A 12,446-nucleotide genomic window follows, 5' to 3' on the forward strand; every position below is an offset into this window, starting at 1 on the left:
TGGGCCCTGCCCATCTATTTCATATATGCCTAAGTCTCCCGCTCTGCTAGGGCTGTGAGCTCGTGTTGAGGTCTACTGGAGTCTGCTCGTCGTCGAAAAACAGCGCAACGAACCGCTCGGCGACTGGAGTCACAACTCCTTCCCGCCGCCTTACGATCGCGATCGGCACGTTCGGCCACCCCCCGGTTACGGGGATTTGGGCGACGTCAGGGTGGAGGCGAGCCATCTCCAGGCTGGATAGAGATACCCCTACGCCGGCACCGACCAACTGCGCCGCAGTCATGACCGTGGGCACCGGAATAACTCCCGTTGGATTTGCCCCCGTCGGCGAGAACTTGTCGGACCAGATCCGCCACAGGATGCGTACCCCCGGGATTCGGGCCGGCAGGATCCAGGTAGCGTCCGCCAGCGTTGCGACATCCAGTGGACTGGTCTCATCGAGTCCCCATGACTTGGGGGCGATGAGCGTCAGTGGAAGCTCGTCGACGATCTGCACGTCGAAGTGCACCCCGTTAATGGGTTGGAGCGGCTCCTCGGTCACGACCGGCATGATCGCCAAGTCCAGGGTGCCATCGGCGAGCCGGTCCAACTGCACCTTGGGATTGGCGTCGGTCAGATCAAGCGTCACATTGCGGTAGATCGAGAGGAATTGCGAGATCTTGGTGCTGCCGATCCGCCACAGGCACATCGGCTCACACCCCAGCTTGAGTTCCCCAGCGAGCCCTTGCCCCATGGATTTCAGGGTGTCCGCTATTCTGCGCTCCTCGGCCAGCAGGCGCTGGCCCGCGTGATGAAGGTACTCGCCGGCCGGCGTTAGTTCGATACCGCGGGGCTTGCGGTCGAACAACGTCACCCCGACCTCCTTCTCCAGTTTGGCCATCGCCATGCTCAACGGCGGCTGCGAGATGCGCAAGGCGTGTGACGCCTCGGTGATAGAGCCGTTCTCAGCGACGGCGATGAAATAGCGAACATTCCGGAGATCCATGCATTTAGCATATGGGAACCGCTACTAATTGGTATTTGATGTATGTCTCGATCTGGGTGACGGTTGATGTGAGGGCGGCCACGCTCGCTTCGCTACGCACGTCCACTATGGAGGCAATATGAAATACCAGCAGCAGGTGGTTGTAGCTGGAGCCGGTCCTACCGGTCTGCTCAACGCGCTGGGACTGGCACAGCAGGGGCTCGACGTCACCGTCGTGGAGCGCGCGTCCGAGCCGCAGGATGCCCCCCGGGCCATCCTCTACCACTGGTCCACGCTGGATGGGCTTGAACGCCTCGGCCTTTTCGAAGACGCTACCCAGGCCGGGTTCCTCAAGCAGGACTATGCCCATTACGTCCGGGACACGGGGGAGACCATCAACTATGGTCTGCAGGCGCTGGAGGGTCGCGTCACACACCCCTATAACCTTCACCTGGGCCAGGGCGCACTGGCTAAGATCATCCTGAGCCACCTTGAGCAGTTCCCAAACGCGCGAGTGCTCTGGGGACACAAGATCACAGGAGTGACGCAGGACGATGCAGCGGTGACCGTCACGGCGGATCACGGGGGAAATCGTGTCGAGCTGCGCGCTCAGTGGCTCATCGGCGCCGATGGCGCGAGCTCAGCTGTCAGGCAGGCCTTGGATCTTCCCTTCGAGGGTTTCACCTGGCCCGAGCGGTTCGTTGCCGCCAATGTCCGGTTCCCCGATGACCGTCCGGGCTGGGCCCAGACCACGTTCTATGTCGACGAGGTTTTGGGAGCGATTATCGTGAAGATCGACAACTCGGGTCCGCATGGACTGTGGCGCTACACCTACATGGAGGACGCCGTCCTCCCCGAAGAAGGGGTCGTCGACCGGCTCCCGCGCTTCCTTGAGCAGATTTTTGGTCCTGAGGTGGCCGCGGGCACGACGCTGGACGCCATTGCCCCCTACCGTATGCATCAGCGCAGCGCGCCGACGTACCGCGTCGGCCGTGTCCTGCTTGCCGGCGATGCCGCCCACGCCACGAATCCCAGTGGTGGCTTTGGTCTGACCATGGGTCTGTTCGACTCGTATGTTCTCAACGAGGCCCTGGGTGCCGTGATCTCCGGGCAGGCGGACGACTCAGTCCTCGACGCGTACGCGGATTTACGCCGCACCGCCTTCATAACAAAAGCCAGTCCCCGCGCAACGGCCAACAAACAGTTGATCTTTCACTCGTCTGATCCGGTCCGCAGGGACAAGGACCTGGAGGTGTTCCGGCGCATGAGCGTTGACCCTGAGCTCGCAGCAGAGGTCCTCTACTTCACCAAAACTCTGGAGACGCCCTCGCTGATGCGGGTCTAGGGAATTCTCCTCCAGCAACACCGAAACAGCCAGCCATTAGGCATCATCACGTCAGGAGTCTTTACATGCTTCCTCTGAGCGGCATCACCGTCGTCTCGCTCGAACAAGCAGTCGCCGCGCCGTTCGCTACGCGCCAACTTGCCGATCTGGGCGCTCGGGTGATCAAGATCGAGCGGCCCGGTCCGGGCGACTTTGCCCGCGGATACGACGAAACCGTCAAAGGCTTGGCAAGCCACTTTGTCTGGTTGAACCGGTCTAAAGAATCGGTGGCACTGGATTTGAAGAGCCCGGAGGGCAATCACGCCGTTCACGCGTTGGTGCGCAGCGCGGATGTGTTCGTGCAGAACCTGGCTCCCGGTGCCGCAGAGCGTCTTGGGCTCGGCGCTGAAGCTCTGCGTGGCGAGCTTCCCGAGCTGATTCACGTCTCGATCTCCGGTTATGGCGCCGACGGCCCGTATTCTTCGAAGAAGGCCTACGACCTGCTTGTGCAGTGCGAAGCTGGCCTAGTCTCCATCACCGGTACAGACCCAACCCCCTCCAAGGTCGGGATTTCGATTGCGGATATTGCCTCTGGCATGTACGCATACTCAGGCATCCTCACTGCGCTGATCCAACGCCAGCAGACCGGGGAGGGCGCGACCATCGAATTATCCATGCTCGAAGCGTTGGGGGAGTGGATGGGCTTCCCGATGAACTATGCCGTGTACGGTGGGGCCGCGCCGAAACGCACAGGTGCCTCCCACGCTGCCATCGCCCCTTACGGTCCCTTTACTTGTGGCGACTCGAAGCAGGTTTTCCTGGGCATCCAAAACGAACGTGAGTGGGCTACTTTTTGCGAGCGGGTCCTCGGCAGTCGAGAAGTGGCTGAGGACGAACGCTTCGTACGCAATTCCCTGCGTGTTGAGCACTCCACGGACCTTACCTCGGTAATCGAGCAGGCCCTGGCCCGGCACACTGCAGATGAGGTCGTGGACCTGCTCGAGGACGCCGGCATCGCGAACGCCTTGCTACGCGATATGCAGGGGTTTGCGGACCATCCCCAGTTGGCGGCGCGCAACAGGTGGCGGGAATATGACTCACCAGCGGGACCTTTGCGGGCACTGATTCCGCCGGCGACCTTCGTGGGGCAGGAGCCGGTAATGAACCGTGTCCCCGACGTGGGAGAGGATACTGAGCGGGTGTTGACCGAGTTTGGGGTGCTGGAAACAACATGAGCCCGCTAACTATACAGAATCCTGTAACTAAGCTTCAGGGCGCTCGTTCGTTTCTCTTCGTTCCGGGGGACCGGCCCGAGCGGTTCTCGAAGGCCGTGGCCTCCGGGGCCGATGTGGTCGTCCTCGACCTGGAAGACGCCGTCAGCGCAGAGAACAAAGACGCGGCCCGGCAAGCGGTCATTGCATGGCTGTCAGGAACGGGTCATGCTCTGGTACGGGTCGGACGGGAGGAGGACGTCGAAGCTTTGACGGGGCTTCCGGGTCTACTCGGAGTGATGGTCCCGAAGGCCGAGAATCCAGAAGCTTTGTCCAGGATTTCCGAGGCGGTGGAGCGGCCCGTGATCGCGCTGATCGAATCGGCTTCCGGCGTCCTGGCGGCCCATTCTTTGGCAAGAGTCCCCGGGGTGGCCCGGTTGGCGTTTGGAGAGCTTGACCTGGCTGCGGACATCGCAGCCCAGCCGAACCGGCGCGCAATGTTGATGGCTCGATCGCTGTTGGTCCTTGCCTCCCGCGCCCAGGGCCTCCCCGGTCCCGTGGACGGCGTGACCTCAAATATCGACGACGACTCCTTGCTAAAGGATGACCTGCACGCCGCTCTGGAGTTGGGGATGTCCGGGAAGCTGCTCATCCACCCTCGTCAGGTGGCCGTGACACACGACGCTTTCCGTCCGAGCGATGAAGAGGTCACGTGGGCACAGCGCGTTGCGGAGTCCACCAAAGGGGGAGAAGCTGTGGTCAAAGTCGACGGACTGATGGTCGATGCCCCCGTGCTGCTTCGTGCACAAGCCATTCTCGCGCGACGGGCTGAAAGCGTAAGCACGGCCCCCACGAGCAGCTTTGCCAGCACACCGTGACCTGCCACTAACGGCAATGCATGCAATCAAAAACTTCGAAGTTAAATCGGATAACGCCGTGAGAATCGCGGCGATGGAGGACACATGAGTAAGCAAATAAACGCGCGACCAGTCGCCGTGATCACCGGCGGCGGGGGTGGTCTCGGCAACGACATCGCGGATCATCTCGCGGATGACGGATTCGACCTTGCACTGCTTGACGTCTCCGAGGCGGCCCTGGAAACCGCAGCTGCCCGGCTTGATGCCAGGTCCCCCGGGCTCAAAGTCCTTACCCTCGCCGGAAACCTGTCCGACGAATCCGTCGTCAACAAAGCATTCAAACGTATCGAAGACGAGTACGGGCGAATCGATGCACTCGTCAGCGCAGCTGGAGGCAGCGGCACTGCCATCGTGCGCGATCTATCCGAACTCAGCGCGGAAATCTGGCGCTCCGTGGTGGAAAGCAACCTCACCAGCACGTTCCTGTGCGCCCAGCACGCCGTCCCGATCATGCTGAAGCGCGGCTATGGGCGCATCGTAAACTTCTCTTCCCTCGTCGCCGACGGCCTCGACGGCCCTTCCGGAACCGTGGGGGCCCGCCTGGCTTACGCTGCCTCCAAGGGGGGCATCGTCAGCCTTACCAAGCAGCTCGGCAAGGACCTCGGCAGTACCGGAATCACCGTCAACGCCATCGCCCCGGGCCTCATTCTCCCGACCACGGGCCGGGTGCGTGACTCGTTCGAATCCATGGGTGCCGAAGACAGAGCGGCCACCGCCGCCGCCATCCCCGTGGGCAGACCTGGAACCGGACACGAGATTGCCGCAGCCGTTGCCTACCTCGTCTCCGAGGCGGCCGCATTCACCTCCGGTGCGGTGCTGCATGTTGACGGCGCCGCATCCTGAGCACCACCCAGCAACCGAACGGAGAATCCCCGTGACACACACCCCGCTAGTTATGCTTCCGGCCCTAGGTGCCGATTCCCGCCTGTGGCAGCCGGTCATTGACGAACTCGGCGCCGAGTTCCGCCCCACCGTCATCCGGGGTGAAGGGAAGACAATCGAGGCAATGGCAGACCATGTCCTGTCCAAAGCACCCAAGGAATTCATCCTCGTCGGGATCTCGATGGGCGGGTACCTCGCCCTTGAAATCGCACTGCGGAACACCGGCAGAGTGAAGGCGCTGGCGTTGTTCAACACCTCGGCCATCGCCGCGCCCGAGGACCGCCGACAAAACTCGGTCGACCTAATCTCGCTCGTCGAATCCGGCGGCTTCCAGACGGCAATCGATCGCACGACTCCGGTAGTATCACGGGGCATTCCCGAGATCCAGCGCCTCGCAGCAGCGATGACCAAAGAACTCGGCCCACAGGTGTTCATTGACCAGCAGCGCGCCGTCCTTGGCCGTTCGGACCGACGTGCGGAACTCAACACCATCACATGCCCCACCCTCGTTGTCGGCAGCACCGAGGACACCATCACCCCGCCGAAGCTGAGCCAAGACCTGGCAAACCGGCTCCCTGGGGGGCGGCTTGTCCTTATCGCGGGCAGTGGGCACTTCACCCCTCTGGAAAAGCCGGCGGAGGCCGCGGCTGCGCTGGCTGATTTCATGCGTGCTCTAACAGAAGATGCAGTTCAGAATGATCAAAGATTGCGATTACATGAGTTTTGGTGACTGGTCGGGCCTGGTACTGGGCGGCCAGTACAACACCGGAAAATATCGGGGACGGCTGGGAGAGCGCCTGGCGGTTCCCCATCCGGAAGGGACGGTCGCCGCTGATCGAGCCCGGGATATCGATGATCCAGGCGTTTGCCGGGGAAGCTGGGGCCCTCGGCCTTTCCCAGCTCCGGTATTCGGCCCCCGGATCCTGACGCACCTACAAAAGCCGACCTAAGGAAACGTCCATCATGACCACAGACCTGGGCCCTGAATCGCTCACTGCCGCTGTCATCGGCAGCTTCAAAAAAACGCCCGATCAACGGCTGAAAGCCGTGCTGGAAAGCCTCACACACCACCTTCACGAGTTCGTCCGCGACGTGGCCCCGAGCATACAGGAGTGGGAAGCAGCCATTGACTTCCTCACTGCCACCGGGCAGAAATGCGACGACGTAAGGCAGGAATTCATCCTGCTCTCCGATGTGCTCGGAGTCTCGATGCTGGTGGAAACGATCAACGACGAAGAAACCCCGGACGCAACGGATTCAACAGTTCTCGGCCCCTTTCACATGGTTCAGTCACCGGAACGGGTTCTAGGCGAGAACATCTCTGCCGAGAGCGAAGGCGACGTCTGCGTCGTCCGAGGACGCATCACTTCAGTGACCGGGGAACCGGTGCCCGGGGCCAGGATCGATGTCTGGCAGGCCAACACCAAAGGCTTCTACGACGTCCAACAGCCCGGCATCCAAACCATCGGCAACGGGCGCGGCCTGTTCACGGCCGACGAGCACGGCGAGTTCTACTTCCGCAGCGTCATCCCCAGCTACTACCCGATCCCAACCGACGGACCCGTGGGCGACCTTTTGCACGCCACCGTCAGGCACCCCTACCGCCCTGCCCATATCCACTTCATCGTAGCGGCAACCGACTACAAGACATTGACCACCCACATCTTCGTCGGCGGCAGCGAATACATCGACTCCGATGCAGTGTTCGCGGTAAAGGAAAGCCTCATCAAGCCCTTCAGCACCAACGCGGATCCCGAAGCGGCCGCGGCCCTTGGAGTGGCCGCGCCCTTCGTCGAAGGCGTCATCGAAATCGTCCTGCACCCCGAAGCCCCTCCCCACGAAGATACCAATGAGACCGTTAAGGAGGTCGTCCGATGAAGGACTTCCAGTACCAGGCCCTGCCGATGCGCGTCACCTTCGGATCCGGCTCGCTCAAGTCACTGCCCGACGAAGTCCGCAGCCTCGGCCTGCAGCGTGTACTGGTCCTTTCCACCTCCTTCCAGGAGGACCTGGCCCGGGAAGTCTCAGAACAGCTCGGGGAGCTCAGCGCCGGGGTGCACCCCGAAGCCGAGATGCACGTTCCGGTCGAATCTGCCCACCGCGCACGCGAGGTCGCCAAGGCCGCCGGGGCTGATGGGTACGTCGCTGTGGGCGGCGGCTCCACCACCGGACTGGGCAAGGCCATCGCACTGGAATTCGGGGCCCCCATCATCGCGGTACCCACCACCTACGCCGGTTCCGAAATGACTCCCATCTGGGGCCTCACCGCCGAGGGAGAGAAAAAGACAGGCCGCGATCCCAAGGTGCTGCCCACAAGCGTCATCTACGACCCCGAACTGACTCTGACGCTGCCCGTGGGCATGTCCGTCACCAGCGGCTTCAACGCCATCGCCCACGCCGTCGAGGCGCTATATGCTCCCGACGGATCCCCGATCATTTCCCTTATGGCAGAGGAAGGCATCCGCGCCCTGGTCGACGCGCTGCCGAAGATCGCAGAGAACCCGGCCGACATTGAGGCCCGCTCGGACGCCCTGTACGGGGCCTGGCTCTGCGGAGCCACCTTGGGAGCCACAACCATGTCCCTCCACCACAAGCTCTGCCATACTCTCGGCGGAACCTTCAACCTGCCGCACGCCGAAACCCATACGGTCGTTCTGCCTTACGCACTGGCGTACAACTCCGCACACGTGCCTGACGCCATCGCCGCCCTGCGACGAGCCACAGGAGCGCAGGAACCCGCCAGTTACCTTCGCCAGCTAAGTCTTGGCCTCGGAGCGCCAGCATCCCTGCGCGAACTCGGGCTCACCGACAACGACGTCGAAACGGTCGTGGAACAGGCCACCCGCAACCCCTACGCCAACCCGCGCCCGGTCACCGGTGACGGCATTCGTGCCCTCCTCACGGCCGCGCTCAACGGCGAAACCGTCTAACAACCGGTCCGAGAGCTGTCTGGACGGGACAGGGCAAGCCGGGGGGTCCTCGGACCTCGCCAGCAGAGCCGCCCGGAAAGGTCCCGCTTGCCATCTCGCTCTGAAACCCAGGTTGGCCTTGACACGTGCTCAGGAACCGGACAAGCAGCTCATCTCACGAGGATGTCGGTTGCAGCCTCCGGGCGACGGGACTTACCCGGCGTTGCTCCACGTGAGTAGCCCCTGCCGTGGGAACTCCGGCGCGACGAGGCATATATCAAATAGATGGGTAGTGCCCATTATTGGTATTTGTGAAATGTCTCATACGGTCGCAAGGTGGAGGGGAGGCACCGACATGGTCGTCGCATTCCTTCTCAATAGGGGCTGCCGCGGCCTGATAATCCTGAAGGAAGGCGCGCTTCCATGATCAAAGTCAACGTGGACCTCCAACGTTGCGATGCCAATGGCACCTGCGCTGCCTTGATGCCCGAGGTGTTCCGGATCGACGAGGTCGGCACGCTCGAACAGCTGCGTTCCGAGGTCGAGGAGGAGCGCGGGGATGATCTCGAAGAAGTCATCCTCTGCTGCCTGATGGGGGCAATCTCGCGGTCATGAACACCCACTCTCAATTCTCAGAATCCAGTTAGGAAGTACGGCTATGCCCCAGACCGCTACGGACGTTGTCATCATAGGTGGTTCCACGGCAGCACTGCGTGCTGCCGAAACCGTTGTTCGGCAGGCCCCGGAACTGGACGTCACCATCATCAGTGATGAGGCGCACCTGCCCTATGAGCTGCCGCCGTTGTCAAAGATTCCCTTGAAGGATCACGTCGATATCGAGTCGCTCGTCTACCCTGTCGCCCGTGAACTGCGGGAGAAGGGCGTCCATTACCGCCTAGGAGAACGTGCCACGGCCATCGATCCGGCGCGCCGGGTCATCACCACTGATACCGGCCAGGTCAGGTACCGGGCCGCTATCATCACGACTGGTTGCGAACCGATAGTGCCCCCCATGTTCCGGGACCAGCAGGACGTGTACGTGTTGCGCCGGTTCGACGATTCGGTGGCGCTGCGCCAAGCCGTCGAAGATCGTCAGCGCTCCGTGGCCATCGTCGGCGCCGGCTTTATCGGTGGCGAATTTGCCTCGACGTTGATCAGCGACGGCCGCGAAGTCTCCCTCATCGACTTGTCTGTGCACCCCTTGATCCGTTTCGGTGAAGAAGTCTCCGGTGTTTACGAAGAGCTTCACCGATACAAGGGAGTCGCAACGTTTTTCGGCGTGGGAGCGACTGGGACGATCGAACGGGAAGGCAGCCGGTTCTTGCAGCTCAGCGATGGCCGCGAGGTCGCAGCCGATGTGATTGTCGTGGGAGTCGGGGTGCGGCCAGCCGTTTCCTGGCTGGATTCCTCGGGAATCCCGCTGGATAACGGCATCACTGCCGACGAGTATCTCCATACCGTTGACGGTGTATTCGCTGCAGGCGACGCCGTCTGCTGGCCCAACGCCCGATTCAACGCCACAATGCGCATCGAGCACTGGACCACCGCAGCGGAGCAGGGGCGCGGAGCTGGGCTGAATGCCGTGAAGTACCTCAAAGATGAGCCGCTCGTTCCGTTCGTAAACGTGCCCTTCTTCTGGTCGGATCAGCACGGTCAAAGAGTGCAGTGGGCCGGTCATCGGTTGGGAGACGAGCAAGTGGTATCCAACCGGAACGAGGGCGGCGAGCTATTTCTCTTCCGCAAGGGTGATCTCGTCACCGGTGTCCTGGCTTTCGAACGGCGCCAGGAGTTTGTGCAATTGCGTGCGAAGCTCCGCCAACCCCTCGCATGGGACGTCGCCCTCGGAATCGCTTCAGGATTCGACTTCGCGGCCCGAGAGGTGGCAGTACCGTGACTGTCCAAAGACGCCGCTATGTTTCCTGCCCGTGCGGCTCCCTGCTGGAAGGCGCCGATGATGACGAGCTCATCAGCTCGGTACGTACACACCTGAGCGAAGCACATCCAGGATTGGACTACAACCGGGACCAAATCCTACTCATGGCCTACTGACTCGAGAACACCCGCGCGCACGTGCGCAGCTTAGCGGGGACAAGGCCAGATGAGCGTCGAGCGATATCTGTCACAGCGACCTCGCCCGGGCCTTCAAAGGATTCTCCTTCTGGAACCTGCAGGCACAACTGCCTCATCCAATGCCATCCAATCGCGTCGGTGAGTGGCTGAAGAGCGGATATCGAAGCGGTCCATAAGTTTTTTCAACAAAAGTTCGAGATCAATAAGGCATCGCATCAGTCCTGCGATGCAGCGACATCAAATTCAGGAGTCTTAATGTCAGTCAACACGCCCACCAGCGGCCGAATGAAATCGGTACTCTTCTCAAGTTTTATGGGAAGCGCGATCGAATTCTACGATTTCCTGCTCTACGGCCTGGCCGCCAGCGTGGTGTTCGCCCCTCTCTACTTCGCAAACCTGTCTCCGGCAATGGGGATGATTGCATCCTTCGCGACGTTGGCCGTTGGATATCTGGCCAGGCCGCTGGGCGGGCTGATCTTCGGCCCCCTCGGAGACCGCGTCGGACGAAAAAAGATGCTCGTCCTGACGATGCTCATGATGGGTGGTGCGAGCTTCTGCATCGGGCTGATCCCGACCCAGGCGGCAATAGGTCAGCTGGCACCCCTGCTGCTGATCGTCCTGCGCGTGATCCAGGGTATAGCCGTCGGTGGAGAGTGGGGCGGAGCAGCACTGATGGCTATGGAGCATTCAACGCGGGAACGCCGAGGCTTTTCGGCCAGTTTCGCCAACATGGGCGGCCCCGCGGGGGCCGCCCTGGCAACAGCCGTGTTCAGCCTGTGCAGCATGATGCCCGACGAAGCGTTCATGAGCTGGGGCTGGCGGGTGCCGTTCCTCCTCAGCGCAGCCCTTGTCGCCATCGGGCTGTTCGTTCGCCTCAAGGTCGCCGAGTCACCGGTTTTCCTCGAAGCTCAGCGCCAGGCAGCCTCGTCTCAGGTGCGCCGACGAAACCCGATCCTCGAGGTGGTCACCAAGTATCCGCGCGCCGTGGTCATCGCTTGCCTGGCAACAATCATGGCCTTTGCCGTGCAGTCCCTGCTCGCTACCTTTGCCGTGCCGTACGCCATCGCTTCAGGCCACAGCCGCTCCGAAGTCCTATGGATCAGCCTCGCGACCCAGGTGATCCATGTATTCACGATCCCGATGTTCGCAGCCCTCTCTGACAGGATCGGCCGTCGAAAGGTCATGGCGGCGGGCGTGATCGGCATGACCCTCATGATTCACCCCATCTGGGTGATGGTCGCCTCAGATAACCTTCTGCTGCTCTTCCTGGCATTCCTGATTGGCAACCCCGTGCTCCAAGCTATGGTTTACGGGCCCACCGCCGCATACATCTCTGAAATGTTCGGCGCTGAATCCCGCTACACCGGCGCCTCCTTGGCCTACCAGTTGTCCTCGACTCTGGGTGGCGGTCTCGTCCCTCTCGCTGCCACCGCCCTGCTGGCAGCCCGGGGTGGAAATGACCCGGTGTATGTGTCGGCCTTGGTCATGGCTATCGGACTGATCAGTCTCCTCGCACTCTTCGCGCCTGCTCGGGGCTACAAGGACAAGGCTCAAGAAGGGGCCAAGGCCGCGGTAACCGCTGGGTCGTCACGACAGAGCGTCGCCGCTGAAACTACACCGGGGCGCGCTGCCAACAATTCAAATGGCTGAAGACCCCACTTCCGGGACCCGGTCAGGGAAGTGTGGCGGCGAGGGCGGTCGTTGCGTCGAGCTCGGGAAAATGGGGCCTTGAAATGCGGGCCGGATACTCACACACCTGCTGGCAGATGCTTGAGTTGATGAGGGAACCTTGATGATCTACGAACACGCTGATCTCCGGATAAATCCAGAAACCGAAACAGAGTTCCTCATCGACTTTGCAGCTGTCAGGCATTTGCTGCTGGAGGCAGAAGGATGCCTTTCCGTTGAGTTGTTGGTAAGTGTCGATACTCCAGCTGCCTATTTGCTTCGCGTGGGTTGGGAAAGAATTGAAGACCATACAGACACTTTTCCTGGCACTCTTCAAGCCGACGAACTAGGCGGAGTGCTGATGGCTCACTGCGCAGCTCCACCGAACGTCATCCATTACAGCGGTCAGGAGGTTACGGTCACGCCAGTCGAATCCCTGGACGGGCCATGATGAACCGATCTAGCTGAATCGGCCACGCCCCATTCAGCCGATGCTCCTAT

At 61.6% G+C, this 12,446-nt stretch carries 12 protein-coding genes; 11 read left to right on the forward strand and 1 reads right to left on the reverse strand.

Annotated elements, in window-relative coordinates; translation table 11 throughout:
• Positions 1-46: 46 nt before the first annotated feature.
• The gene (locus J2X42_RS12375) at positions 47-985 is read right to left on the reverse strand and encodes a LysR family transcriptional regulator (RefSeq protein ID WP_310165519.1); all 939 of its coding nucleotides are present in this window, start codon (positions 983-985) and stop codon (positions 47-49) included.
• Between the two features lie 118 nt (positions 986-1,103).
• On the opposite strand from J2X42_RS12375, the gene J2X42_RS12380 reads away from it, so the two are divergent.
• The 11 genes from J2X42_RS12380 (at position 1,104) to J2X42_RS12430 (ending at position 12,396) form a co-directional block, all read left to right on the forward strand.
• Positions 1,104-2,309, forward strand: coding sequence for an NAD(P)/FAD-dependent oxidoreductase (locus tag J2X42_RS12380; protein ID WP_310165520.1), 1,206 nt, complete (start codon positions 1,104-1,106; stop codon positions 2,307-2,309).
• A gap of 65 nt (positions 2,310-2,374) precedes the next feature.
• A complete protein-coding gene (locus tag J2X42_RS12385; RefSeq protein WP_310165521.1) occupies positions 2,375-3,523 on the forward strand; it encodes a CaiB/BaiF CoA-transferase family protein in 1,149 nt (382 codons plus the stop codon).
• A complete protein-coding gene (locus J2X42_RS12390; RefSeq protein ID WP_310165523.1) occupies positions 3,520-4,377 on the forward strand; it encodes a CoA ester lyase in 858 nt (285 codons plus the stop codon). The genes J2X42_RS12385 and J2X42_RS12390 overlap by 4 nt, the downstream gene beginning before the upstream one ends.
• Before the next feature lie 84 nt (positions 4,378-4,461).
• A complete protein-coding gene (locus tag J2X42_RS12395; RefSeq protein WP_310165526.1) occupies positions 4,462-5,259 on the forward strand; it encodes an SDR family NAD(P)-dependent oxidoreductase in 798 nt (265 codons plus the stop codon).
• 31 nt (positions 5,260-5,290) lie between these two features.
• Positions 5,291-6,028, forward strand: coding sequence for an alpha/beta fold hydrolase (locus J2X42_RS12400; RefSeq protein ID WP_310165528.1), 738 nt, complete (start codon positions 5,291-5,293; stop codon positions 6,026-6,028).
• 233 nt (positions 6,029-6,261) lie between these two features.
• Positions 6,262-7,176, forward strand: coding sequence for a dioxygenase (locus tag J2X42_RS12405; protein WP_310165530.1), 915 nt, complete (start codon positions 6,262-6,264; stop codon positions 7,174-7,176).
• Positions 7,173-8,228, forward strand: coding sequence for a maleylacetate reductase (locus J2X42_RS12410; protein ID WP_310165531.1), 1,056 nt, complete (start codon positions 7,173-7,175; stop codon positions 8,226-8,228). The genes J2X42_RS12405 and J2X42_RS12410 overlap by 4 nt, the downstream gene beginning before the upstream one ends.
• 402 nt (positions 8,229-8,630) lie before the next feature.
• Positions 8,631-8,822 (forward strand): 4Fe-4S domain-containing protein, encoded by a 192-nt coding sequence (locus tag J2X42_RS12415; RefSeq protein WP_310165533.1) that lies wholly within the window; start codon positions 8,631-8,633, stop codon positions 8,820-8,822.
• Positions 8,823-8,865: 43 nt separating this feature from the next.
• Positions 8,866-10,101: an FAD-dependent oxidoreductase gene (locus J2X42_RS12420; RefSeq protein ID WP_310165534.1), complete on the forward strand. Its 1,236-nt coding sequence runs from the start codon at positions 8,866-8,868 to the stop codon at positions 10,099-10,101.
• A gap of 431 nt (positions 10,102-10,532) precedes the next feature.
• On the forward strand, positions 10,533-11,927 hold the full coding sequence (locus tag J2X42_RS12425; protein WP_310165536.1) for an MFS transporter: 1,395 nt from the start codon (positions 10,533-10,535) through the stop codon (positions 11,925-11,927).
• Positions 11,928-12,069: 142 nt separating this feature from the next.
• Entirely contained in the window at positions 12,070-12,396 is a 327-nt protein-coding gene (locus J2X42_RS12430) for an antibiotic biosynthesis monooxygenase (protein WP_310165538.1), read from the forward strand.
• The last annotated feature ends 50 nt before the right edge of the window (positions 12,397-12,446 follow it).

This window comes from Arthrobacter sp. BE255, assembly GCF_031457335.1.
Classification (GTDB): Bacteria; Actinomycetota; Actinomycetes; order Actinomycetales; family Micrococcaceae; genus Arthrobacter.

What these genes read in the sequence shown, in the direction of transcription:
- J2X42_RS12375 (WP_310165519.1), bottom strand. Translation starts at nt 985, where the DNA reads ATGGATCTCCGGAATGTTCGCTATTTCATCGCCGTCGCTGAGAACGGC.
- J2X42_RS12380 (WP_310165520.1), top strand. Translation starts at nt 1,104, where the DNA reads ATGAAATACCAGCAGCAGGTGGTTGTAGCTGGAGCCGGTCCTACCGGT.
- J2X42_RS12385 (WP_310165521.1), top strand. Translation starts at nt 2,375, where the DNA reads ATGCTTCCTCTGAGCGGCATCACCGTCGTCTCGCTCGAACAAGCAGTC.
- J2X42_RS12390 (WP_310165523.1), top strand. Translation starts at nt 3,520, where the DNA reads ATGAGCCCGCTAACTATACAGAATCCTGTAACTAAGCTTCAGGGCGCT.
- J2X42_RS12395 (WP_310165526.1), top strand. Translation starts at nt 4,462, where the DNA reads ATGAGTAAGCAAATAAACGCGCGACCAGTCGCCGTGATCACCGGCGGC.
- J2X42_RS12405 (WP_310165530.1), top strand. Translation starts at nt 6,262, where the DNA reads ATGACCACAGACCTGGGCCCTGAATCGCTCACTGCCGCTGTCATCGGC.
- J2X42_RS12410 (WP_310165531.1), top strand. Translation starts at nt 7,173, where the DNA reads ATGAAGGACTTCCAGTACCAGGCCCTGCCGATGCGCGTCACCTTCGGA.
- J2X42_RS12415 (WP_310165533.1), top strand. Translation starts at nt 8,631, where the DNA reads ATGATCAAAGTCAACGTGGACCTCCAACGTTGCGATGCCAATGGCACC.
- J2X42_RS12420 (WP_310165534.1), top strand. Translation starts at nt 8,866, where the DNA reads ATGCCCCAGACCGCTACGGACGTTGTCATCATAGGTGGTTCCACGGCA.
- J2X42_RS12425 (WP_310165536.1), top strand. Translation starts at nt 10,533, where the DNA reads ATGTCAGTCAACACGCCCACCAGCGGCCGAATGAAATCGGTACTCTTC.
- J2X42_RS12430 (WP_310165538.1), top strand. Translation starts at nt 12,070, where the DNA reads ATGATCTACGAACACGCTGATCTCCGGATAAATCCAGAAACCGAAACA.